Source organism: Avibacterium paragallinarum (genome assembly GCF_900450705.1).
GTDB lineage: Bacteria > Pseudomonadota > Gammaproteobacteria > Enterobacterales > Pasteurellaceae > Avibacterium > Avibacterium paragallinarum.
This window is the reverse complement of the sequence record NZ_UGHK01000002.1, coordinates 681003-705885: the sequence shown is the minus strand read 5'-3', so window position 1 is coordinate 705885 and position 24883 is coordinate 681003. Positions and strand designations below refer to the sequence as shown.

Annotated in this window: 23 protein-coding genes and 2 pseudogenes; 20 read left to right on the top strand and 5 right to left on the bottom strand. The window is 42.1% G+C overall.

Annotated features, from left to right (window positions below; genetic code table 11):
- Positions 1-2 precede the first annotated feature (2 nt).
- From DXZ23_RS08095 to DXZ23_RS08055, 9 genes and pseudogenes are all read left to right on the top strand, one after another.
- Positions 3-1505, top strand: coding sequence for a DUF3383 domain-containing protein (locus DXZ23_RS08095; RefSeq protein ID WP_017807102.1), 1503 nt, complete (start codon positions 3-5; stop codon positions 1503-1505).
- Positions 1506-1514: 9 nt separating this feature from the next.
- Positions 1515-1943 (top strand): phage structural protein, encoded by a 429-nt coding sequence (locus DXZ23_RS08090; RefSeq protein ID WP_017807101.1) that lies wholly within the window; start codon positions 1515-1517, stop codon positions 1941-1943.
- A gap of 2 nt (positions 1944-1945) precedes the next feature.
- Entirely contained in the window at positions 1946-2371 is a 426-nt protein-coding gene (locus tag DXZ23_RS08085; protein WP_017807100.1) for a phage tail assembly chaperone, read from the top strand.
- Between the two features lie 129 nt (positions 2372-2500).
- The gene (locus tag DXZ23_RS08080) at positions 2501-4435 is read left to right on the top strand and encodes a phage tail protein (protein ID WP_017807099.1); all 1935 of its coding nucleotides are present in this window, start codon (positions 2501-2503) and stop codon (positions 4433-4435) included.
- 151 nt (positions 4436-4586) lie between these two features.
- Positions 4587-5357 (top strand): phage baseplate protein, encoded by a 771-nt coding sequence (locus DXZ23_RS08075; RefSeq protein ID WP_017807098.1) that lies wholly within the window; start codon positions 4587-4589, stop codon positions 5355-5357.
- Positions 5358-5360: 3 nt separating this feature from the next.
- A complete protein-coding gene (locus DXZ23_RS08070; protein ID WP_017807097.1) occupies positions 5361-5669 on the top strand; it encodes a phage baseplate plug family protein in 309 nt (102 codons plus the stop codon).
- Complete coding sequence (locus tag DXZ23_RS08065) at positions 5666-6502, top strand: phage protein (protein WP_017807096.1); 837 nt, start codon at positions 5666-5668, stop codon at positions 6500-6502. Before DXZ23_RS08070 ends, DXZ23_RS08065 begins: the two co-directional genes overlap by 4 nt.
- The gene (locus DXZ23_RS08060) at positions 6499-6936 is read left to right on the top strand and encodes a Gp138 family membrane-puncturing spike protein (protein WP_017807095.1); all 438 of its coding nucleotides are present in this window, start codon (positions 6499-6501) and stop codon (positions 6934-6936) included. Before DXZ23_RS08065 ends, DXZ23_RS08060 begins: the two co-directional genes overlap by 4 nt.
- Before the next feature lie 27 nt (positions 6937-6963).
- Positions 6964-7614 (top strand): annotated as a pseudogene (locus DXZ23_RS08055) (IS1595-like element ISHpa1 family transposase).
- Between the two features lie 280 nt (positions 7615-7894).
- Here DXZ23_RS08055 and DXZ23_RS08050 read toward each other — a convergent pair.
- The 5 genes from DXZ23_RS08050 to DXZ23_RS08030 all read right to left on the bottom strand — a co-directional run bounded on the left by DXZ23_RS08050 (position 7895) and on the right by DXZ23_RS08030 (position 13868).
- Complete coding sequence (locus DXZ23_RS08050; RefSeq protein WP_035687667.1) at positions 7895-9259, bottom strand: L-serine ammonia-lyase; 1365 nt, start codon at positions 9257-9259, stop codon at positions 7895-7897.
- Positions 9260-9327: 68 nt separating this feature from the next.
- On the bottom strand, positions 9328-10569 hold the full coding sequence (locus DXZ23_RS08045) for a serine/threonine transporter (RefSeq protein ID WP_017807170.1): 1242 nt from the start codon (positions 10567-10569) through the stop codon (positions 9328-9330).
- A 216-nt stretch (positions 10570-10785) separates the two neighbouring features.
- Positions 10786-11613 (bottom strand): class II glutamine amidotransferase, encoded by an 828-nt coding sequence (locus DXZ23_RS08040; protein WP_017807169.1) that lies wholly within the window; start codon positions 11611-11613, stop codon positions 10786-10788.
- A gap of 109 nt (positions 11614-11722) precedes the next feature.
- Positions 11723-13132 (bottom strand): multicopper oxidase domain-containing protein, encoded by a 1410-nt coding sequence (locus DXZ23_RS08035; protein ID WP_021724174.1) that lies wholly within the window; start codon positions 13130-13132, stop codon positions 11723-11725.
- A gap of 1 nt (position 13133) precedes the next feature.
- Positions 13134-13868 (bottom strand): 1-acylglycerol-3-phosphate O-acyltransferase, encoded by a 735-nt coding sequence (locus DXZ23_RS08030; RefSeq protein ID WP_017807167.1) that lies wholly within the window; start codon positions 13866-13868, stop codon positions 13134-13136.
- A 122-nt stretch (positions 13869-13990) separates the two neighbouring features.
- Between DXZ23_RS08030 and lpxH the strand changes: the two genes are divergently transcribed.
- The 11 genes and pseudogenes from lpxH to ftsI all read left to right on the top strand — a co-directional run bounded on the left by lpxH (position 13991) and on the right by ftsI (position 24868).
- Entirely contained in the window at positions 13991-14719 is a 729-nt protein-coding gene (gene lpxH / locus DXZ23_RS08025) for a UDP-2,3-diacylglucosamine diphosphatase (protein WP_017807166.1), read from the top strand.
- A 238-nt stretch (positions 14720-14957) separates the two neighbouring features.
- A complete protein-coding gene (locus DXZ23_RS08020; protein ID WP_021724172.1) occupies positions 14958-16070 on the top strand; it encodes a PhoH family protein in 1113 nt (370 codons plus the stop codon).
- A 10-nt stretch (positions 16071-16080) separates the two neighbouring features.
- Positions 16081-16548 carry an rRNA maturation RNase YbeY gene (ybeY, locus tag DXZ23_RS08015; protein WP_017807164.1) on the top strand — a complete coding sequence of 156 codons (468 nt, stop codon included), beginning with the start codon at positions 16081-16083 and terminating at the stop codon, positions 16546-16548.
- 2 nt (positions 16549-16550) lie between these two features.
- Positions 16551-18491: a tRNA(Met) cytidine acetyltransferase TmcA gene (locus DXZ23_RS08010; protein WP_017807163.1), complete on the top strand. Its 1941-nt coding sequence runs from the start codon at positions 16551-16553 to the stop codon at positions 18489-18491.
- A gap of 63 nt (positions 18492-18554) precedes the next feature.
- A complete protein-coding gene (locus DXZ23_RS15425; protein WP_017807162.1) occupies positions 18555-18713 on the top strand; it encodes a DUF5363 domain-containing protein in 159 nt (52 codons plus the stop codon).
- A 750-nt stretch (positions 18714-19463) separates the two neighbouring features.
- A pseudogene (locus tag DXZ23_RS08005) lies at positions 19464-19694 on the top strand (IS110 family transposase); the annotation flags it as partial.
- Between the two features lie 143 nt (positions 19695-19837).
- Positions 19838-20785, top strand: a complete 948-nt coding sequence (locus tag DXZ23_RS08000) for an IS110 family transposase (RefSeq protein WP_017805811.1) — start codon at positions 19838-19840, stop codon at positions 20783-20785.
- A 397-nt stretch (positions 20786-21182) separates the two neighbouring features.
- Entirely contained in the window at positions 21183-21641 is a 459-nt protein-coding gene (gene mraZ / locus DXZ23_RS07995; protein WP_017805964.1) for a division/cell wall cluster transcriptional repressor MraZ, read from the top strand.
- 123 nt (positions 21642-21764) lie between these two features.
- The gene (rsmH, locus tag DXZ23_RS07990) at positions 21765-22730 is read left to right on the top strand and encodes a 16S rRNA (cytosine(1402)-N(4))-methyltransferase RsmH (RefSeq protein ID WP_021724169.1); all 966 of its coding nucleotides are present in this window, start codon (positions 21765-21767) and stop codon (positions 22728-22730) included.
- Between the two features lie 2 nt (positions 22731-22732).
- The gene (gene ftsL, locus DXZ23_RS07985) at positions 22733-23053 is read left to right on the top strand and encodes a cell division protein FtsL (protein WP_017805966.1); all 321 of its coding nucleotides are present in this window, start codon (positions 22733-22735) and stop codon (positions 23051-23053) included.
- Between the two features lie 12 nt (positions 23054-23065).
- Positions 23066-24868: a peptidoglycan glycosyltransferase FtsI gene (gene ftsI, locus DXZ23_RS07980; RefSeq protein WP_017805967.1), complete on the top strand. Its 1803-nt coding sequence runs from the start codon at positions 23066-23068 to the stop codon at positions 24866-24868.
- Positions 24869-24883 lie beyond the last annotated feature (15 nt).

Genomic DNA, 24883 nt, shown 5'->3' with positions numbered 1-24883 from the left:
CTATGGCATTATCGATTTCGAATATTGTCAATGTACAACTTAATACCGTGCCAAAATCTGCTTCACGTAAAGATTTTGGCGTAGTGGTATTATTTACCCCCGAGGCGGGGAATGTGTTTACAGATATGAAAACCCGCTATCTATACGTTAATAGCCAACGTGAGGTGGAGCTTGCCTTTGGGACGGAAAGCGAAACGGCAAAAGCGGCATTGCCTTTTTTTGCCCAAAGCCCACGAGCAAAACAATTAATTATTGGACGCTGGCAGAAAAACGCAAAAACCATTGAGGCGACCAAAAATGAATTGCGGGGTGCCACCCTTAACCATACGCTAGAAGCCTTTAAGAAAATTACCAACGGCTGTTTTGCCTTTACGCAAGGCAGTACGATTCAAAAAGTAACGGGGTTAAATTTTAGTGAATGTGCGGATTTTGCTGCGATTGCGAGCAAAATTCAGGAAAAACTCACCGCACTTAAAATTCAAGTGAGCTACGATCAAACGGGTAACCGTTTTATTTTTAGTGCGAAAACGGCAGGTGAGGATAAGACAACGTTACTTCATTATGTTTTTGCCGATAGTAGCGATGGCGATTATATCGGAGCAATGCTTAAGCTGGAAAACGGACAAGCTAGTCAGATTATCGGTAAAAATCAGATAAGTTTCAATGCGGAAACGATCGGTGAAGCCTTATTTAATTTTGCGGAGGTCAATAATAATTTCTATGGTTTCTTATTCGCCGCACAATTAACCGATGAACAGGTAGAAACCGCAGCAAAATACGCACAAGCCAATACAAAATTATTTGGGGCAAATGTGATCCGCTCTGAACAGTTAGAATTTACTACAGGCAATATTTATAAAAAATTATTTGATGCCGGCTTAGATCATACGCTGGCGATTTACGATAAAGATGATATGTACGCCGCGTCTTCCGCAATGGCTCGCCTCCTTGCGATGAATTTTGCCGCGAATAATTCAACCATCACACTCAAATTTAAACAGCAGCCCACCATTACCGCAGATGATGTCACCTTAACTGAAGCGAATAAAGCGAAACGATTAGGGATCAACTTTTATACCTATTATGACGATGTAGCAATGTTAGCTGAGGGAACCGTTATTGGCGGTAAATTTGCGGATGAAATTGTGATCTTAGATTGGTTTACTGATGCCGTACAAAAAGAAGTGTTTGCACGGTTATATAAATCCCCAACCAAAATTCCACTTACCGATAAAGGGCAGGCAATTTTAATTTCAGCGGTGGAAAAAGTTTGCCAAGAGGGGATTAATAACGGGGCTTTTGCACCTGGTCAATGGACTGGCGACAGCTTTGGAAATCTCAATACGAACGATTATCTCGAAAAAGGCTATTATGTTTGGGCCGCTCCAATGGATACGCTTTCTGATAGCGATCGAGAGCAACGCAAAGCCACGCCAATTCAAACGGCGGTGAAGCTAGCGGGGGCAATCCATCAATCTGATGTCATTATTAACTATAACCGATAAGGAGGCTTTATGGCGGTTTTTGATCCAAAACAAGTGATTGTTTTGTTAGACGGCAGAGAAATTAGTGATTGGGCAGACGGTGCTGATGTGATTAGTGCGGTGCAAAATCAAGATGCGGGGAGCTGGACAATTGGAGCAAATGGCACAGGGGTTTTTGTGGCAAATCCTGATGCGTCAGGCAAACTTACCCTAAAAATTAAGCAACATTCTGAGGACAATGCGTATTTAAGTAAATTATTTAACCAACAAAAATCCGCGATTAAAACCTTTAGCCCGATGACCCTATCTATTCGAGATTTACTTAATGATGATGTGGTGACCGCAACGAAAGGCTATTTCACCACCCCAACCGGTTTTACGCGTGGGGCGGGGCATAACGCTCAAACTTGGGTGATTGAATTTGAAAAAATGACGCTTAATCTTGAGAAAGGAGTATAACAATGCAAGAGTTTGTTTTTCAATTAGATGAGGTTGAATACCGAATGACACCGGCTAATGCAATGGGGGCGTGGTCGGCACTTAAAAACGCATTGAAATTAGCACAAGGTATTCAGCTTGGCGAAGATACCACAAAAATCGGTGAATCGGTATTAGGGGCATTATTAGCTCATTTAGGTTCACCTGAGATCAAGGCCATTGAAGAGATTGTACTTAATCATACCGTTGCCAATCTACACGGTCAGCAATATCGTTTATCTCATCAGCTCGATAAACATTTTAATCAATATCGAGGGCATTTATTCCCCGTTTTGATAAACGGGACGAGATATCAATTTGCGGATTTTTTTATCGGTGGGGGTGGATTGCTGAAAGATATGCTACCCTCAATCAATCCACTAAACGACATCAAACCTGCCAATCCTTAGTTGATTGGTTTATTTTTACCCCGATTGTGAAAAACCTTTGCACCCTAAACGATTTAAGAACGGTCTATAGCTTAGGCGATTTGCTCGATTTTCATTCGGTGGTCGTAGAAATGTTGGAGGCTGAGCAAAATGCTACTGAGTGAGTTATTAGTGAAAATTGCCGTAGAGGCTGATACAGGAAAACTAAAAAAATTTGATAGTACACTCAAAGCCGTTGGGAAAGCCGCAGGGGTTGTCGGGGCGGCAATCGGGGCAATGGCAGTGGGGATCGGCGTTTTTTTAGACAAAAATTTGACCGCACTTGATGAAATCGCTCAGCTTTCACGTGTGACGGGAGAATCAGCGAAACAAATTCAACTACTCGGCAAAGTCGCTGAAGTCAATGGCTCATCCGCAGAGGCAGCTCAAGCCTCCATTGCGGGGCTTTCTCGCACGATCGGTGAAGCAGCAAATGGTGTCGGCTTAGGTGCGAAAGCCTTCGAGCATTATGGATTGAGTGCGAAAAAAGCCAATGGCGATGTGAAAACCGCTTCTGAAATGATGGAAGAGATTCGCCAAAAAATGAAAGGGTTGAGCGAACAACAGCAAATTGCGATGTTAGCTAAACTCGGTATTGATGCCTCAATGATTCAGACACTGCGATTAAGCAATGAGCAAATGGAAGCAGCATTGCAAAATGCGGAAGCCCTTTCGTTAGGTACGGCTGAAAATGCGGATGAGGCAGCCGCGTTTAAAGATGCTATGACGGAGTTCTGGCAAATCATTAAAGGGGTGAGTGAGTTTGTTTCGCTTCGTCTATCCCCCGTCGTGCGAGAGCTTATTGCGATATTTAAGCAATGGTTTATTACCAACAATCAGCTCATTAAAGGCACCTTGACGAAATTTGTCGATAAACTGAGTAAAGTCATTCGCTTTGTAAGCGGCTTTGTCAACGCGTTAGATCGGGTTATTTCGGCAACTATCGGCTGGAAAAATGTCATTTATCTTGTCGGGGCGGCCGTCGCCTGGTTAAATCGGAAATTGCTCATTACCTTAGCAACAAACCCAATGCTACTCGCCGTTACCGCAATTTGTGCCGCTTTAGTGGGGTTGATCGCCTTAATCGACGATCTTATTGTGTATATGCAAGGTGGCGAAAGCTATTTTGGCAAAGCCTGGGAGCCTGTGATTAAGGTTATCGCAAAAATTCAACAAAAACTTGAGGAGCTACAGCCGATATTTGCACTGATGAAGGCTTGGGTGGAAGAAAGCATTCATTATGTTATTGAGCTATTTTCAGGGCTTTGGGATTATCTGAGTGGGCTTTGGGATTTCCTACAAGGGATATTTAGCGGTGATGGCGATCTGATTGCACAAGGCTTTACTAAAATGATAAGCGGGGCGATCAAGGTGGCTAAAAATTTCTTTAACCTTATGGTTCATTTAGTCAAAGCGAGTATAACAATGCTCGGATCGGTACTATCGGGCTTATGGCAGATTATCACCTCGCCGTTTCGCCTCGCGTTCAAATGGGTAAAAGCGAAATGGAATCAATTTACCCAATGGTTTAGTATGTCTTCCCTCTCAGAGATTTTTAACACTGTGATTGAGATTATCACCTTTCCGTTTAAAGCCGGATTTACGTTCGTCAAAACCCTTTGGGATCTGTTTACCGGCAAAGAAATTAGCGTAGAAAATGTGAAAGAGAATTTTGCTCAAGTCACTGATTTTATCAAAAAGCCTTTTGAGGCGGCGTTTAATTGGGTAACGGAAAAATACGATACTTACATTAAGCCGATTGTTGAAGGGGTAAAGGGATTTTTCTCTTCTGACAAAGAAGGCGGAGGGTGGTTCAGTGGCTGGTTTGGCGGTGATAAGGCGGAGAAAAACGATCTCAATCCGACCGCACTTCCTGCCGCAGGGGCGGTTGCGAATAACGCGGATAACAGCGTAAAAAATAGCAACAACAAGGTAACGACGAACATTACCTTGCAAAGCTCAGGAAACCCTCAACAAGACGCAAAATTGATCGCTAATGAAGTCAATCGCACAATTCAAAATGGACAATCTAGCTTCGCAATGTGAAGTTAGAAATCAAGTTGTTCAGGGTTGATCCCTAATGCGTTAGCGATTTTATTTCTTGTTGTAGGACTTAATATCCTCTCCCCCCACCTAAAGGACGGAGTTTTACGGCACGGAACTGATAAAAAAGGAAATAATAAAAAAGGCAATAATTATGTTAGATTTTGTACAAATTTCTAACCGTGCGATCGGTAATATTAAATTAGATGCGACGACAGAAGAGAGCCATCAATCGGAATTATCTATTACGGAAAATCCGATTGAGTCTGGAGCAAGCATTGCGGATCACAGCGTATTGCAACCTAAACAAATCACGATTGTAGGGGTAATGGTCGATCACGATCAGCAAGGTTTAGGATTGTCTGAATTGGGGCTTCCTCACATTCGGGGAGCAACAGATTTTCTTAACCAATTGCCTTTACCTGTTCCTTTTGCTATGCAAACCGCACAAACTTTGAGTAAAGCAACGCGACTACTTAGTCAAGGGTTAGGAATGGCTGCTCAGGCTCAGCAAGTTTTTGGGCAAGTCAGAGCCTTAGCCCCTTTTTTACCGGATTTTGGGTTAGGTAATCTGCTTGATAGTTCACCGAATAGCAGCAGAGTAAAAAAATGCTATGCGGATTTAATCGCCTGTCAAAAGTCAGGTGAAACCATTGATATTCAAACGGGCTTACACCTTTACCAAAATATGCTATTACAATCAGTTAGCGTAAAACAAACGGCGGACGGTTCGGCTGAATTTACCCTGACTGCCCGCGAGATTTTTATTGTCGAAACAAAATCAATAAAGGGAGCAAATTCGGTAATGGGGAATAAAAAAAGTGGGCGGGCAAGTGTGCAATCTGCGAGTAAAGTCAATCAAGGAATCACTCAACCTAAAGCGGCTGAAAAGATAAAATCTTGGCTGAATAATTTGCGGAGTTAAACGATGTGGTATCAACTTCCAATTACAAACGCCCCTTATCAAGAGCAAGTATTTGATTTTAACGGGGTGAAAATTAAACTGACATTACGTTATAACAGTATTGGGCAATGCTGGGTGATGGACGTAAGCGAGCCGATCAACCAACGCACAATCTGTGAAGGGATGGCACTCGCTATTGGTGTGCCATTATTGCACCGCACATCACAACCCTATCAGTTTTGGCTAATGGAGTTAAGCAAAACACATTTAGATCCAACTACTGTTGAGGATTTAGCCAATCGTTGTCAGCTATTTATTGAGGCCAAAGTATGAAACAGTTCGGACGGCAATGGAAACTTGATTTAATCAGCGACAGTGAGACCCTCTCAATCACCCAACTGCGAGTGGCTTTTTCTATCGATAAGACCATAAGCGAAAAACCTAACCCAGCCCAGATTCAAATATGGAATCTAAACCGTAATCATATCAATCAATTGTTAAGCCAACAGTTTAAAAAGGTGAGGTTATCGGTGGGGTATCAGCGAATTAGTCAGATTTATCAAGGGGATATTACTAAGGCAAAAATCAAGCGTGAAGGACTTGATTTTATTTTAGAGCTTGAATGTGCAGATGGGCATCAAGCCTACACGCAAGGGCGTTCAAATATCACGTTAAATTCAGGGGCAACGGATGAACAAATCCTCGCGGAAGTGCAAAAAAATATGCCCGCACTTGAGGCGGGGACGCAAGATGTCGTCAATAAACGTCAATTACCCCGTGCAAGAGTATTAAATGGTGATAGCCGAGAGATCCTTAATCGTATCGCTAAAAATAATAAAGCAAACTGGTCAATTCAAGATGGCAAGTTGCTTTTTCTTCCTTATGACAAGGTGCTTAATGATGAGGCGGTATTATTAAACCAAGCAACGGGGATGATAGGTACGCCAGAACAAACCGATGATGGTTTGGAGCTGACTTATTTACTTAATCCCGCATTGCAAATTGGCGGACTTGTCAAGGTGCAGTCTATTATCGAATATTTCAATGGTGAATACAAAATTGTCAAACTCTCGCATAATGGCGACGGTCTAGGTGGGGATTGGCTAAGCAAAATGACCGTAGTTGGCGGCAAGTTTAATAAAGTGAAAGGGGAAAGTAAAAAATGACTGATTTCCAATATCAAACCGCAACACCTGAAAGTGCGACAGATATTCAAATTCAAAACACCTTACGACAATTACATACGGCATTGCCCGCCAAAGTTATACATTTTCATCCGACCAAGCAAACGGTGAGCCTTGCGGTGCAAATTAAGCAGGTGTTAGTTGATGGGAAAAGTATTGCTATTCCTCCTTTAATGGACGTACCGATCTGCTATCCACGCGGGGGAGGCTTTGCCATAACATTTCCGTTGCGTGCAGGTGATGAAGGGATCGCTATTTTTAGTGAACGTTGTATTGATGGCTGGTGGCAATCAGGTAACGCCAGCGAGCCGTTAGATCACCGTTTTCACGATCTCTCTGACGCGATGTTTATTCCAGGTATTTGTTCGCAACCGCAATGTGTTAAAAATTTTGGGGCTGTCCTAGATAACAACTAAAAAATCTATTTAGGTTAGAATGAACCAATGAGAAAAAGTCGTCTAAGTCAGCACAAACAAAATAAACTCATTGAGCTATTTGTTGCAGGTGTTACTGCAAGGACAGCAGCAGAGTTAGTCAATGTAAACAAAACGACTGCCGCATATTACTTTCATCGTTTACGCCAACTCATCTATCAAAACAGCCTTCACTTAGAGATGTTTGAAGGTGAAATTGAAGCCGATGAAAGTTATTTTGGCGGTGCTCGCAAAGGCAAACGTGGTCGTGGTGCGGCAGGGAAAATTGCGGTATTCGGGCTTCTCAAGCGCAATGGCAAGGTTTATACCGTTGCGGTTCCAAATACGCAATCTGCCACCTTGTTACCCATTATTCGGGAGCAGGTAAAGCCTGATAGTATTGTTTACACCGATAATTATCGTAGTTATGACGTGCTTGATGTGAGTGAATTTAGTCATTTTCGTATCAATCACAGCACACATTTTGCTGAAAATCATAACCACATTAACGGAATTGAGAATTTTTGAAGCCAAGCAAAACGCCATTTACGCAAATTTAATGGTATCCCAAAAGCGCATTTTGAGCTTTATTTAAAGGAATGTGAATGGCGTTTTAATTACAGCAACATAAAAAGTCAAATTTCTATTTTAAAACAATTGGTTAAAGGGAGTTTAGTCTAGTTATCTAGGACAGCCCCTAATTTTTAATCTAGAAAGGCTCTATGCTTTTTATTCTCGCCGTTTAAGTCACGTCTTAAGTGAAGATACGATAAATGTTCCTTTGATGCGATGTAACGCAGTATCATTTTGAAATCAAGTGGCGATATTTAGCACCAAATTTTATTTGGTAGCCACATATTCTTACTTGCATACTGCGTTATTTTATCTTGCTTTACAGTTATACTGTTTTTAGCTAGCGGTTTGATATGTAAATAAAGTTAATTTAGTGATATAAAAAACTTTAAGTACATACAATTTTTACTGCCAATCCCCCTTGGGAGGTTTCGCGGTATTTAGCGTTCATATCTTTTCCTGTTTCGTACATCGTTTCAATAACTTTATCTAGGGTTACTCTTGGATTGCTGGTGCGTTGCAGTGCCATTCGGCTGGCGTTGATGGCTTTGACTGAGGCGATGGCGTTGCGTTCGATGCAAGGCACTTGCACTTGTCCGCCGACGGGATCGCAAGTTAATCCAAGATTGTGTTCCATTGCGATTTCAGCGGCAATGCACACTTGTTCAGGGCTTCCGCCCAAAATTTCGGTTAAGCCTGCCGCAGCCATTGAGCAAGCCACGCCAACTTCGCCTTGACATCCCACTTCAGCCCCTGAAATGGAGGCGTTCATTTTGTAGAGTGAGCCGATCATTCCGCAGGCTAATAAATAGCGTTCGATCACTTCGTCTGTGATTGGAGAAACGAATTTTTCGTAATAAGACAACACGGCTGGCACAATGCCGCAAGCACCGTTGGTTGGAGCAGTAACCACTCGCCCGCCAGCGGCATTTTCTTCATTCACCGCAAGGGCGTACATATTCACCCAGTCAATCACTTTCATTGGGTCGTTAGAAAGCCCGCTATTAGCTTGTAGTAAACGGTGGAGCGACGCTGCACGACGAACCACTTTTAACGGGCCAGGTAATAAGCCTTCGGTGCTTAAGCCGTGTTCAATACATTCTTTCATTGTTTGCCAAATGCGTTTCAGATGAGCTTGCGTTGCTTCTTTGCCGTGTAAGGCGATTTCATTCTGCAACATTAGGCTTGAGAGTGCTAAGCCATTTTCTTTACAGTGATGTAAGATATCGGCGGCATTTTGATAGGGGAAAGGTACATTCACTTCGTTGTCTTCGCTTTGCTCAAAATGAGCTTCATCAACGATAAAACCGCCTCCTATGGAATAATAAGTTTGGCGATAAAGCAGTTCTTCTTCCGCATAAGCAGAGATTGTCATACCATTTTCGTGTAACGGAAGGAAAGTTTGGTGGAAAACCATATCCGTTTCGTAATTAAAATGGGCGGTTTTTTGTTCTTGGGCAAGGGGTAAAAGTGCGGTGCGTTTTACCTCAGAAATAAAATGCGGAATGAGATCAATATCCACATCGTGCGGTAGATACCCAGCCAGCCCCATAATGATCGCAATATCGGTATTGTGTCCACGCCCTGTCATCGACAGCGAGCCGTATACATCAACTTTAATGTGGCTTACTTTTTCTAGTAAATGTTGGGCGGCCAGGTCATCGACAAATTGTTTGCCTGCTTTCATTGGCCCGACGGTATGGGAGCTTGACGGCCCAATACCAATTTTAAACATATCAAAAACACTAATCATAAAATACTCTAAAATTTTATTGCAGGGCATTTCAGCCCTGTATTCAAAAGAGGGTTATTCTATCTCAATTAATAAAATAAGCCATAGACAACCGCAGAGATTGCAATGATTCCCATAATGGTAACGAAAATATTGCTGATATGACCTTGGTAACGTGACATTGCTGGCACTTTACGGATTGCATACATCGGCATTAAGAAGAGAATGGTGGCAATAATTGGGCCGCCAATTGATTCAATTAAGCCTAAAATGCTTGGGTTAATAATTGCTACCGCCCATAGGGTCAGTAAAAAGAAAAGTGCGGTGCTAAAATTAAGTGTTTTTCGGTTTTGAATGCCTTGCTTGCCAGAAAGTTTTAAGTATAGCCCTTGAATGCCTTCTCTTGCACCTAAATAATGTCCAAAGAAAGAGCTGGTGATGGCTAAAAATGCCACAAGAGGTCCAAGGTAGGAAATATAAGGATTGTCAAATTTGTTTGCCAAGAAGGACAAAATGCTGATATTTTCCGCTTTGGCTTGCACTAAATCTTCTGGCGTGAGGGTTAAAACACAGCTAAATACGAAGAACATTACAAAAAAGAGCAATAATGTTGAGGTATTTTTGAGGGTTTTGCTCGCGTGTTGTTCCGTTAATTCAAAGGTCTGGTATTCCCGTTGTTGTGATTGAGAAAAGCAAGAAATTGCGGGGGAGTGGTTGAATGAAAAAACCAGTACGGGAATGGTGATCCACAGGGTACTGATGAAACTGGTGGCATCAGGCATTTGGTGCAGCATTGCCGTATTCCATTGGGGAATTAAGTAAATGGATAGGGCGAAAAGAATTAATACCAGCGGATAAACCAAAAATTCGGTGAGTTTCAGCATCATTTTTTCACTCATCAGCATTACTGAAATCAAACTTGCAATCAGAATGAACGAAAGCAACACGCGATTAGGGGCAGGGAGTCCAAGTTGATTTATCATAAAAGATTCAACTGTATTGGTGATCCCATTGCCATAAATTAATAAAATCGGGAAAATGGCGAAAAAATATAATAATGTGATGATCTTTCCCGCATTTTTACCAAAATGTTCTTCTACCACTTCCGTAATATCACTGCCCGCTTTGGACGAGGATAAAACAAATCTGGATAAAGCACGATGAGAAAAATACGTCATCGGTCCGACAAGACACATCATTACCACTAATGGCCAAAAGCCCCCCATACCCGCATTAATCGGTAAAAATAGCACGCCCGCACCAACCGCAGTGCCAAATAAATTTAGCGTCCAAAGTAGATCAAATTTATTGCTTATTGTTTTCTTTGACATTGAATAACTCCGTTTTTATTTTATTCTAATTACTAGGCAAAATGCCCCGTAATATTACCGCGGCAGATGATATAGGGATTATAGGTTTATCGCATAAAAAGATTATGAATATGTGATGGTGATCAACTTTTTGTGGTGAGTTTGATTAAAGAATAATAATTTCTCAAAAGGTTAGCGTACTAGATTTGAATTAACCTAGTACGACATAGATAGGAATTATGCGATTTTAGCTAGTCCTAGGGTTCCATCATCAATGGACGCTGTTGCCTTGCCGAGCACTTCATAAACTTTGTCACCATCTTTGAAGAAGACAAAACCACCGTGTTCCATTTTGATCCAAGGCTCATTTTTTGTGAGAGGAAAAGTGGTAATGATAGTGACTTTATCTTTTTCTGTGGTGTATTCGCGGAAATCAATGACATCATCGTCATCAATACGTTGGGCTGTACCAAAAGGGGATTTTCGCGTGAGATAATGTAAATTGGTAGAACAATGTGCAATCATCCAATTGCCATTGGAAAGGATAAAATTAAAGGTTCCATTTTGTGCTAATTCTTTAGTAATCTCTTGAATAGTTTGAAAAATTTCCTCTTCAGTTGGCTTTTTTCGGAAACGATTTTTGAGCTGCTCTGCCATATAACAAAATGCTGCTTCAGAATCCGTTGAGCCAATAGGTTGGCAGAAACTTTCTGACATATCAGGTATGGAAGTGAGATTGCCATTGTGAGCGAATACCCAATTCTCCCCCCAAATTTCACGAATAAACGGGTGGGTATTTTCAATGGTTACAGCCCCTTGTGTGGCTTTGCGGATATGGGCGATCACATTGAAGGATTTAATGTGATATTGCTTAACGCAATCGGCAATAGGTGAACTATGTCCCGCTTTGTTATCACGAAAAATACGAACGCCTTTCCCTTCAAAAAAGGCAATACCAAAGCCATCTGAGTGGCAGTCAGTTAATCCCGCTCTACGGCGAAAGCCTTCAAAAGAAAAGACAATATCTGTTGGCGTATTACAATTCATTCCTAATAAGTGGCACATAAAGACACCTAAAATCATAAACTTATATTGATTTAACAAAAAAACTCACAAAAATTCAACCGCACTTTTAGAACAATGGATACTATTTCATAACCTATGGTTATTTGAGCTACTGCACTACAATTAATCCTAAGCAACCTTTATCTGCAGCAATTAAATCGGCAGCACCAAATGTAAAAGGGTGGCTATTGGAAGAGGCGTGTTCAAAACGAACTAAAATTTGTACTTTACCTTCAATCCATAGACTGTCTTTCCAAGCAATATCACTGTCTGAGATGGGCTTATCGTTAATACTTTCTACAATAAATTTTGCCCCTTGTATCTTAAATCCTGTAGGTGAGATAGAGGTAAGTATCCAGCGTTCTATTGAACCTAAGCGGGTGTTTACATCAATACGTCTAGGATCAAAACGCTGTTGATTCAGCATTCCATTATCGGCATCAATGTGAAATTGACGCTCTTGGCTGATGTTTGCTTTTAAGCTTTGCGGTGCATCAGTATTAAATTGCATTGCGGTATGTTGCTCGAAAGCACTACTTAATCCTTGTGGGCGAAGCTCTAGCACAGTATTGTCGATGAGTTCATTTTCACCACTGAAAAAACCAGTTACTCTACTGAAAATGTTACGTTTTTTACCCGCAATGAGTGTGGTATTATCCCCTTCATTTAAATTGACTAAAATTTCTGCACGTTCGCTTGGAGAGAGAGAAAGAACATTCATTGTTTTAGCTTGTGGCAAGAAGCCTTGATCAAGGGCGATGAGTTGAAAATCACGGTCATCATCAAAACGCAGTTCATAACGACGGGAAAGGGAAGCGTTAAGTAAACGCAAGCGTACCCAGCCACGAGGTACTTCTAAATAAGGGGATTCCTGTCCATTGACAAATAAACGATTACCAAAAAAGTGCGGTCGGTTTTGTTGAAATAATTGCACGCCTTCATCATTTAGCCGCATATCTTGCAAAATTAATGGAATATCGTTAATTCCATATTTTTGCGGCAAACTGGATTTACGGCTTTTTTTATCTTCAATAATACATAGTCCGAGTAACCCTCGATAGGTTTGATAAGCTGAATATCCCAGTGTGCAAGCGGAATAGTAACAAGTACAGGCGGCTTGGGTAATTGGTAAAATCGGCGCCCAGCTTTGTCCCGGTTTGAATGGATGAGAAATGCCACCTAATGCTTCACCTTCTACTTGTAATCCTTGAATGGCTAATGCGATAACTTGCGATAGGCTGTTACGATAGTTTAATTTTGCAAAATCCCCTTGCCGCATTTTGAGTGTTGGACCAAGATAATTACCATTAAATCCCCAAACTTCTGTTTGTTTTTCTTGTTGAAGAGGTATTCGCACGCTAGTCATTTCTAAAAAAAGAGGTCTGCCTCGACGGGTTTCCATTAAGGGAGGAATCGGTAAAGGTTGGCGAGTCGCAGCCCATAGTGAATTTGGAATAGTAGAAAACGCCCCGAAAGTCAGGGCATTTTTGAATAATTGACGGCGAGAGATCTTCTTCATTTTAGTTTGCTGATTTTGATTGAGCGGCAATTTCAGCATCAAGTTCATTAATTTTTTGTTCCATTAATGAATGGCAATAATTCGCTAAGTCGCGTACAGTGTCTTTCGTGTAGGAAGAGGTATCAATGGGGGGCAACATTTCGCAAATTACTTTTCCATTTTTACAACGATTAAGGTCAATTTTATTATGTGTTGTTGAACAAACCACTGGCACAATCGGCACACCTGCAGCAATGGCAGCGTGAAAAGCCCCTGTTTTGAAAGGTAATAAGCCACGCCCTCGACTACGTGTCCCCTCTGGAAACATCCAAATTGAAAGATTGTCTTTGTTGATACGTTCGGCAAGTTGTGTCATTGTGCTGTGGGCTTTAGAACGATTATCGCGATCTAAAAAAATATTCCCCGATGCCCAATACAAAATGCCAAAAAAAGGTATCCAAATCAGGCTCTTTTTCCCAACACTCACCGTGCGAGGCATAACCATATAAGAAATGGTTACCATATCATAATTATTTTGATGATTGCCAATATAGATACAAGGACCAACAGTTTCGGCATTTTCGGGAAAACGATGTTCTACCGTTAAACCAAACAGGGGATACAAACGCCCGAACCAACGTGCAACATCACCGACATTACTTGGATTTCTAAAACGAATAAGAGAATAAATCGTGCCGCATAAACAAATCAATATGCAACATAGAGTAATGACAATAATTCGGAGAAGTTTTAACATAAATCCATACCTTGGAAAAAAATTTGCACAAGTATAGCGAAAATTCGCAAATATTTGTATCAATCCACTAAAAAAATGCTAGTCTAACCAACAATTTTTATTGCGGAAAAATAAGCTAAACTATGCCGAAAACCTATTTTATTGCCGATTTACATTTAAGCGAAAATCGCCCTGATTTAACCGCCCTTTTTGTGGATTTTATGCAAACCCAGGCGAAAGACGCTGAAAAATTGTATATTTTAGGCGATTTGTTTGATTTCTGGATTGGCGATGATGAACAATCTCCACTTATTGATTTAGTTAAACAGCAAATTTGCACTTTAACGCAAAAAGGCGTGGCGTGTTATTTTATACGTGGCAATCGAGATTTTTTAATTGGTAAAAAATTTGCCCAATCTTGTGGTTTAACGCTTTTACCAGATTATCAAGTGATAGATTTATATGGCACGCCAACGTTGCTTTGCCATGGAGATACGCTTTGCACGGATGATGAGGCATATCAACGTTATCGTACAAAAGTACATCAAAAATGGCGACAATGGCTTTTTTTACACCTTCCATTAAAAGTGCGGTTAAAAATTGCTGAGAAAATTAGAGCAAAAAGCAAGCAGGATAAGCAGTATAAACCCCATCAAATTATGGATGTGAACGAAGAGTTTGTATTAAAAATAATGCGACAATTCAATGTATCTCAACTTATTCACGGTCATACGCATCGTCAAAATCAACATAAAATTCCACCGCACTTTGAACGTATTGTACTTGGTGATTGGGGAAAAAAATCATCAGTATTGGAAGTAATGCCCAATCGGAAACAATTTATTAATAGGAGGAGGGAGGGGATTTGTTGAAAGGCATAATCTATTGATAAATATAGTGCTATTTTTTTAAAATAATAGAGGTGATTTATTAAATAGAGTAATTATTCCTATTATGCTATTCATTTGGGAAGTAGAACAATCATTAATCATATTGTTGAGATAAAATAAGAAAAACAGTGTATAAATATGATGTTTTAGAAAAGAAGCTCTAATCTAACTTATAAGTGTGTTGATTATTGTAAGGTATTCTTTATTTTTTATTTAATAGGTGTTTAATTTGTCTAGTCTAATTATTACGCTTACCCCTCAAGATAACGCCCGTTTGCAGGCACTTTGTGGGGCATTTGATGAAAATATCCAGTTGATAGAAAAGGCGTTTTCCTTAGAAATTGCACGGCGTAATTTTACCTTTACGCTCAAATTTAATGAACAGTCGCCAAAACCGCATCACGAAAAATTGTTGAGTAAAGTCGCGGCATTAATTCAACGGCTTTATTTGGAAACCGCTCCTGTGCGTGGTGTGGTAAAAGAAATTGATTTATCTGATGTCCATTTAGCCATTCAGGAAAATCGAATGTTACTGCAAGACGACACGGAACAGACAGAGCAAAATGCCGTGCCAAAAGTGTATCAAACCACGATCAAAACAAAACGTGGTTTAATTAAGCCGCGTGGAGCAAATCAAATTCAATATTTGCATAATATTTTACGCCACGACATTTGCTTTGGAATTGGGCCAGCGGGAACGGGCAAAACCTTTTTAGCGGTTGCCGCTGCGGTGGAAGCCCTAGAGCGTCAAGAAATCCGCCGAATTTTGCTCACTCGCCCTGCCGTGGAAGCGGGGGAAAAGCTCGGTTTTTTACCAGGGGATTTAGGGCAGAAAATTGAGCCTTATTTACGACCGCTCTATGATGCGTTATTTGAAATGCTTGGTTTTGAAAAAGTGCAAAAATTAATGGAACGCAACGTGATTGAAATTGCACCGCTGGCGTATATGCGAGGTCGGACGCTCAATGACAGCTTCATTATTTTAGACGAAAGCCAAAACACCACCACAGAGCAAATGAAAATGTTTTTAACGCGGATAGGCTTCAATTCCAAAGCGGTGATTACGGGCGACATCACTCAGATTGACTTACCGCGTAGCCAAAAATCGGGCTTACGCCACGCCATTGAAGTGTTAGAAAACGTGCCAGAATTAAGCTTTAATTATTTTGAGAGCAAAGATATTGTTCGCCATCCCGTGGTGGCTAAAGTGGTGCAAGCCTATGATCTTTGGGACGAAAAAGAAGAAATCCGCCGCCAAGAACGAGCCTTGCTACGTCAACAAGAGCATAGCCAACAAGAACAAAACCAGAGCCAACGAGAAGAAACAAACTGAGAAACACAAAATGAAACCCGTGATTATTGATTTACAAATAGCGACTGAAAATAGCGAAAATTTGCCCTCAGAACAGCAGCTTCAACAATGGGCGACGGCGGCGGTTCAAGCGGAAAATCTTGAGCCTGAGATTACTATTCGCATCGTGGACGAGGCGGAAAGCCAACAGCTAAACGCCACTTATCGCGGTAAAGATTACCCAACGAATGTGCTTTCCTTTCCGTTTGAATGCCCCGAAGAGGTGGAATTGCCGCTACTTGGCGATTTAGTCATTTGCCGCCAAGTGGTGGAACGAGAAGCCGCAGAACAAGGCAAACCGCTGATGGCACATTGGGCGCATATGGTCGTACACGGTTGCTTGCATTTGCTTGGCTATGACCATATTGAAGACGACGAAGCGGAAGAAATGGAAAGCCTCGAAACAGAAATTATGCAAGAGCTAGGCTTTGCTGATCCCTATTTAACGGAAAAAATCTAGCCTTGCAACCTCGTCAGCTTGTTATATTAAGCGGGGATAATGATTGGCTACACGCCCAGCTTTCCCCGTTATTATTCTCGCTATCGGCACAAAGTGCGGTGCTTTTTTTTGATGAAAATATTGCACCGCTCTTTTCATTGCCAGCCATCACGCCAATCCCTTTTTTCAAAGCGAAAAATCAGCTCGGCAGCGAACAGCAATGGATTTTTTACGATGCTCGGCACAGCTTTAACCTTGATACCCTTGCCATTGCTGCAGGCACGTTGCAAGCGGGCGGTTTCTTATTCTTGCTTTTTAACCATTGGCAAAGGTTAGCCCACCAAATTGATTTAGATAGCCAACGCTGGAGCGGCGTGCCAGAGGGGATTGCCACGCCAAATTTTGTACAATTTTTTCAGCAGATCGTGCAAAAATACGGTTTTCCCATTTATCAACAGGAAAACGCAGCACAGTTTGTTCCGCCAAATCCGTTGATTAATAGCAAGCCGCAAACCGTTTCTCATTTAGCCACAATCGATCAACAGCGAATTTTGGAGCAGATCTTAACTGCTCCGAAAGCAATAAATGTGATTACCGCAAAACGCGGGCGAGGAAAATCCGCTTTGGCAGGATTGCTAGCGGCACGTTTGCCGAATGTACTCATTACCGCCTCGAATAAAAGTGCGGTGCAAATTTTGCAAGATTTTTCCGCCAAGCCTTTGGATTTTATTGCCCCTGATGAACTGGCGGAAAAACTGCAACAAAACCCCGAGCTATTTCGCTCCCGTTGGTTGATTATTGATGAAGCAGCGATGCTCCCCTTACCGTTGCTTCGCCAGCTTTGTCAAGGATTTTTGCACGTTTTATGCACAACCACCGTACAGAGTTATGAAGGCACAGGGCGAGGGTTTTGGCTGAAATTTATGCAAAAAAATGACCGCACTTTGCAACATTTCACTTTAACAGAGCCATTGCGTTGGCGAGCCGATGATCTCATCGAACCCTTTATTGAAGATCTTCTGCTGTTGAATGCGGAGGAGCATTTAAGCCAACCGAATTTTTATTTGCAAGCAACGATAGACTTGCAGTGGCAGACTCAGCAAACCCTTTTCCACCAAGGGAATTATCAAGATTTTTACGGTTTGCTGACGCTGGCACATTACAAAACCTCTCCAGTGGATCTCCGCCGTTTGCTTGATGGCACAAAGCAACGATTTTTACTCGCAAAGTCGGATCACCACTTGATCGGCGGGGCGTGGTTGTTGGAAGAGGGCGGAATGGCGGACGCTTCACTTATCGAAAGCATTATGCAGGGTGTTTGCCGCCCGAAAGGCAATTTAGTGGCACAAATGCTTTGTCAGTATGGCTTGCAAGAAGCGGCGTGTCGGCTGAAATCCTTGCGTATTTCCCGCATTGCGATACAATCGAAATGGCAAAATCAGGGCATTGGACAAGGTTTAATCGCCACATTGGATCATAATTTAGCAGTGGATTTTCTTTCCGTAAGTTTTGGCTATGCTGAGGAGCTGGCGTATTTTTGGCAGAAATGCGGATTCGAGCTGGTTTATGTGGGGGAACATAAAGAGGCGAGTAGTGGTTGTTACACTGCGATTGGCGTTAAAGGACTGAGCCACGCGGGTAAGGCGTTTTGTGCCAAGCTCAAAGCCCAATTTCAACGGGACATTGGGCTAGCTTTCCACCCTATGGCGGAAAAATTGGCTTCCCCGCCATTGGATTGGACGCTCAATCTACAGGATCGCAACGCCTTACATTATTTTGCCTATTACCAACGTAGCCTCGTCGCAACCATTCCCGCAATTCGGCGATTACTCGCTACGGTAGAGCTGGATAAAATGCCGTTATTATCCCACTATTGTCAGCTCAAAAGCCCGCCCACAACGGGCAAAAAACAATGGTTACAGGCTTGTCGTGCGGAGGTAAAACAGCTATTGCAAAAGCCATAAATTCTTTTATGATAGCTTATGATTTTAAACTTAAAGTTGGTATTGCATTGTGGAGGGAAAACAATGACAGAAAAACAAAAAGGCTTATTCAGAAGATTATGGGATAAATACAGCGAATTTTGCAAAGAGCTTGGAATCGACCAAGGTGCGTGCCGTAGCTGTGTTCCTGTGGTGAAGTTCGATGAAGATCCACCGAAAAAAGAGAAAGAGGCGGACAAATAATGCTATTGGTGATAGTGTGGACGCAGTTTTTGTATTTAATTTAATCAGTTAAGTAATCGTTCGATAAATAAAAATAGTAAAAATGCAGCATAATGACGAGGCGTATGCGATACGCCTCTACGGATTTCGTTCTATGAAAATAAAAATATTTGCTATCTGTTTTCCCTCGTGTCCTAGATCATAAAAAGTGCGGTGTTTTTTAATACCATTTTTATCTAATTTCCCCAAAGAATAAAAACACCCTCAAAATCCCACCGCACTTTTGACTATGAACACTCCACTCTCCCGTACAAATTGCCCTCATTCAGCGAAAATTTTTAGAAAAGTAACGCCTGAACGCAGCGAAGCGAGTATGGGCTTACTTTTCGTTAAAAAAATTTTTGCTGAATGAGGAAAAGCAATTTGAGCGGGTACACTTTTCTTTGCTTACTTTCTTTTGAGTAAGCAAAAGAAAGTAAGTCGCTCAACGAGCGAAACCCGTTATAACTACCAAAGAAAAAAGTCATCAGCCCAAATATCAAAAAAATAAAAAAACAAAAATAGAGTGTTCTATAAGTAAATATCTAGCACAGGGGCGTATGCGATACGCCCCTTGTATATTAAAATTAATATAAAATAGCAACAAAACCCCGTTATCTGCATCTCGCGTCCGCCCTAGGCAACAAACCGAGTTGTAGCAATGAGAGCAGATAACATTTCACCAAAAAACCGAACAGTTGCCAGACTTAAACCCGAATGCAAGGCAGGTTAATGATGAATGAACAAACTTATTGTGGTATTGATGTTGCTAAACGTCATTTCGTCATTGGGCTTTCTACCCAAAAACGAACAAAAACCGAAACCAACAACCCGAAAGGGATTGCACATACCATTGAGTATTTACGTCGTTTCAGTGTGGACTTAATTGTCCTTGAAAGCACCGGTGGGCTTGAACTTCCATTAGCTAAAGCACTCCACCGCGTAGGCTTGTATATTAAAATTAATATAAAATAGCAACAAAACCCCGTTATCTGCATCTCGCGTCCGCCCTAGGCAACAAACCGAGTTGTAGCAATGAGAGCAGATAACATTTCACCAAAAAACCGAACAGTTGCCAGACTTAAACCCGAATGCAAGGCAGGTTAATGATGAATGAACAAACTTATTGTGGTATTGATGTTGCTAAACGTCATTTCGTCATTGGGCTTTCTACCCAAAAACGAACTAAGACCGAAACCAACAATCCGAAAGGGATTGCGCATACCATTGAGTATTTACGTCGTTTCAGTGTGGACTTAATTGTCCTTGAAAGCACCGGTGGGCTTGAACTTCCATTAGCTAAAGCACTCCACCGCACAGGCTTTCGTGTGGTGATTGCTAACCCGCGACAAACCAATCAGTTTGCGATGTCGCAATCACTAGCAAAAACCGACAATAAAGATGCCAAAATGTTGGCTTTTTACGCCCAAATGCTCGCAATGCGTGATAATGTAGCACAGCAGCTTTACATACCACCCACTCCCGAGCAGGAACAGCTTGAAGCCCTTGTTTCACGCCGTAATCAGCTTGTTGAAATGCGTTTTGCGGAGAAAAACCGCCTTGAACAAGTTCATTCCACACAAGTATTCAGTGTTGAACAGCATATCGACTATCTCAGCCTGCGTATTGATGAGCTGGATAGGGAAATCGAACAGCATCTCAAACATTTTGACGATACAATAAAAAAGTTTAAAGACATCAAAGGGTTGGGTACACAAACAATAGCCGTTTTGATGTCAATGTTGCCTGAGTTAGGTCAATACACACATAAACAAATCGCTTCACTTGTTGGTGTTGCACCCCATCCTAAAGAAAGTGGCAACACCAAATGGAAAAGCCGCTGTTCAGGTGGTCGCAAAGCCGTACGAAATGCACTGTATATGGCAACATTTGTTTGTGTACGTTTTGAGCCTAAACTCAAACAATTTTACGAACGCTTACGTGCTAATGGTAAGGCGTTCAAAGTGGCGATTAACGCCTGTATGCGTAAGCTTCTCACCATTTTAAATGCGATTGTCCGCGATGACTCGCAATGGGACGCTCACGCACTTTAATTAACGAATTTGTATTTTTGCTTTTTAGCTGAATACAGTTGCTACGGATTTCGCTCTATGAAAATAGAAACATTCACTATTCCTAGTGTTCTAGCTCATAAAAAGAGCGGTGTTTTCTAATACCATTTTTATCTAATTTCCCCAAAGAATAAAAACACCCTTAAAATCCTACCGCACTTTAAACGACCCAATAAACCAAATCAATGCCTCTATCCATTTGATTTAAAAAATAAACAGCAATTCCTCTATACAAAACTTTACATTACAACCGATCAAACTGCTTGCAACTTAGGCGAAGTCAGACTAAACTTAGCAAAAGTGGTAAAAAGTGGTGTTTTGTGGTAAAAACTGCAAAATTTAAGCAAAAAACTGACCGCAGTTTAAGAGAACGCATACTATGTTTCGAGGGGCATCATCAGTCAATCTGGATTCAAAGGGACGGCTTGCTATTCCTACGCGTTATCGTGCGGAGATTTTAGAAAAAAATAACGGTCAGATGGTTTGCACGGTGGATATTCGCCAACCTTGTTTACTGCTCTATCCCTTAGATGAATGGGAAATTGTTGAACAAAAATTGCTTGCGTTATCAAATTTTGATCCTGTGCAACGCAGTTTGCAACGTGTGATGTTGGGCTATGCAACCGAATGCGAGTTGGATAGTGTCGGGCGGGTGTTGATTAGCGCGCCTTTGCGTCAGCACGCGAAACTTGAAAAAAGCACGATGCTTGTTGGGCAGTTGAATAAATTTGAAATTTGGAGCGACGTCGAATGGCAAGCTCAAATTCAGCAAGATATGGCTCTTGGTGCGAGTGGACAGCTTGCACAATCTCCAGAATTAATTACGCTGTCGTTATAAGAGAAGGCTAGCTTCCAGAAAATTACAGCGACACTAGCAGAGATAATCGGCGTACTGAGTACGCCGCATTATCCTATATTAATCAAATAGTTATTGTTAATAAGCAGCATTTTATAAATAATGATGAACGCTCAAAACCTTTTTTCTTCACCAGAACATTTCACCGTTTTACTTACTGAGGCGGTGGACGGCTTGGCATTGAAAGAAAAAGGCATTTATATTGATGGCACTTTTGGGCGTGGCGGTCATTCTCGGCTTATTTTATCTCGCTTGGCTCAAGACGGCAGGTTAATCGCCATTGATCGCGATCCGCGAGCGATTGCAGCGGCACAGCAGATCCAAGATCCGCGTTTTCATATTGAGCATAATAGCTTCTCGGCAATTCCTGAAATTTGTGAAAAGTTGGGTTTGGTTGGCAAGATTGATGGGATTTTGCTCGATCTTGGCGTTTCCTCTCCGCAATTAGATGAAGCGGAACGTGGCTTTAGTTTTATGAAAGATGGGCCTTTGGATATGCGAATGGATACTACGCAAGGCTTGTCGGCGGCACAATGGTTACAGCAGGTTTCAGAGCAGGATCTTGCGTGGGTGCTGAAAACCTTTGGCGAGGAACGCTTCGCCAAACGCATTGCACAAGCCATTGTTAATTATAATAAAATCGCATTGCAAAATGGCACTGAACCGCTGAGCCGTACCTTGCAACTGGCGGAATTGATTGCTCAATCCGTTCCTTTCAAAGATAAGCATAAACACCCCGCAACTCGCAGTTTTCAGGCGATTCGCATTTTTATTAATGCGGAATTAGACGAATTAGAACGGGCGCTAGAGGGTGCGTTGCAAGTGCTTGCTCCACAAGGGCGATTGTCGATTATTAGCTTTCATTCCCTTGAAGATCGTATGGTGAAGCACTTTATGCGTAAGCAGAGCAAAGGGGAAAGTCTGCCGAAAGGCTTGCCATTGCGTGAAGATCAAATTCAGCGTAGCCAAACCTTGAAAACCATTGGCAAAGCCATTATGCCGACAGAGCAAGAAATTGCTCAAAATGCCCGTTCTCGAAGTGCGGTGTTGCGTGTTGCGGAGAAATTATAACGATGTTGGATAACTCAGAACGCTACCCGCTACGCCAAATTCTTTTAGAAGACCTTTTTGCATCAAATAAATTGGTGCTGTTTTTGTTTATCGCCGTTTTAGTGAGTGCGTTGGGAACAATTTGGATTACGCACCAAACACGCGGGCTCATTGCGGAAAAAGGTGAGCTGATTTTACAAATTCAAGCCTTAGAAAATGAAGCATTAAATTTAAAATTAGAAGAAGCAACGCAAAGCGATAATACGCGGGTGGAAGCCATTGCGAGGGGAAAATTAGCAATGAAAATGGTTTCTCCAGAGCAAGAAGTGTTGTTGGTTGAATAATGAGGCAGGGTGATGATTAAAAAAAATAATAAAGCCAAACGCCCGACGAATAACAAGGGAAGTGCGGTACGCCGTAATAAGCCGAAAGTTACTTTTGAAAGTAGCTTTATCAAAAAACGTTTTAATATCGCCGTTGCAATGGTGGGGATCTTACTGATTATTTTAGTAGCAAAAGCGGCGAGCGTGCAAGTGATCAACTCTGATCCCCTTTCAACGGAAGCGGATAAACGTTCCGTTCGCACCCAGCAAGTGCTTTCGGTACGCGGATCTATTTTAGATCGTAACGGGCAGTTGCTTTCAGTGAGCGTGCCGATGTATTCGGTTGTGGTCGATCCCAAAGTGGTCTTTGAAGAAAATGCCTTGCAAGATAAAGATCGCTGGCGTTTATTGGCGAAATCTTTAAACGTGCCGTACAAAGACTTAATCAAAAAAATTGAAAAGTCCCCTTCTGCCCGCTTTGTTTATTTAGCACGCCAAGTTTCTCCAACGGTGGCAGATTATGTCAAACAATTAAAAATCAAAGGCTTAGTGCTAAAAACGGAAGCTCGCCGCTTTTATCCTCGCGTAGAAGAAACCGCCCATTTGATCGGTTATACCAATATTGACGGCGAGGGCATTGAGGGCATTGAAAAAAGTTTTAATTCCTTATTAGTGGGAAAATCAGGCTCTCGCACTTACCGCAAAGATAAATTGGGCCACGTTGTTGAAGAAATCGCCGATGTCAAAAAATACGATGCCCATAATGTTATCCTAAGCATTGACGAAAAATTGCAATCAATGGTGTATCGTGAAATCAAAAAAGCGGTTTCAGAGAACAAAGCAGAATCAGGTTCGGCGGTGTTAGTGGATATTCGCACGGGGGAAGTGCTGGCGATGGTGAATGCCCCGTCATACAACCCAAATAACCGCACAGGGGTGAAAGCGGATTTAATGCGAAACCGTGCGATTACAGACACCTTTGAGCCAGGTTCAACAGTAAAACCCTTCGTGGTTTTAACCGCACTTCAACGGGGTGCGGTTCGCCGCGATGAAGTGATTAACACGGGCCCACTAGTGTTAAACGGACACGAAGTGAAAGACGTTGCCCCACGAGATCGCCAAACCCTTGATGAAATTTTGGAAAACTCCAGTAACCGCGGGGTGAGCCGTTTAGCCTTGCGTATGCCGCCAAGTGCGTTAATGGAAACTTACAAAAATGCGGGGCTGGGTAAACCCACTGAGCTAGGTTTAATCGGTGAACAATCGGGGATTTTAAATGCAGATCGCAAACGCTGGGCGGACATTGAGCGTGCCAACGTGGCTTATGGCTACGGGATCAACGCCACGCCACTGCAAATCGCTCGTGCCTATGTTACTTTGGGCAGTTTTGGGATTTACCGTCCGTTATCCATTACCAAAGTTGATCCGCCTGTGATCGGACAGCGTGTGTTCCCCGAAAAAATTACCCGTGAAGTAGTGAATATGATGGAAAAAGTGGCGATCAAAAACAAAAAAGCGATGGTGGAAGGCTACCGCGTTGGGATCAAAACGGGGACGGCGAAAAAAATCGAAAATGGGCGATATGTGGATAAATATATTGCTTACACCGCAGGGGTCGCGCCGATTAGCAACCCTCGCTATGCCTTGATCGTGCTGATTAACGATCCGAAAGCGGGGCAATATTACGGTGGGGCAGTTTCCGCACCGCTGTTCTCCAATATTATGGGGTATGCCTTGCGAATGAATAACGTGCCACCTGATGCGGTTGAGCCGCAAAAAGTGGCGAAACGCACGGTGCGACTGAATAATCAGAAAAAAGATGAAACCACCAATTAGCTTCTGAGAAAGGAA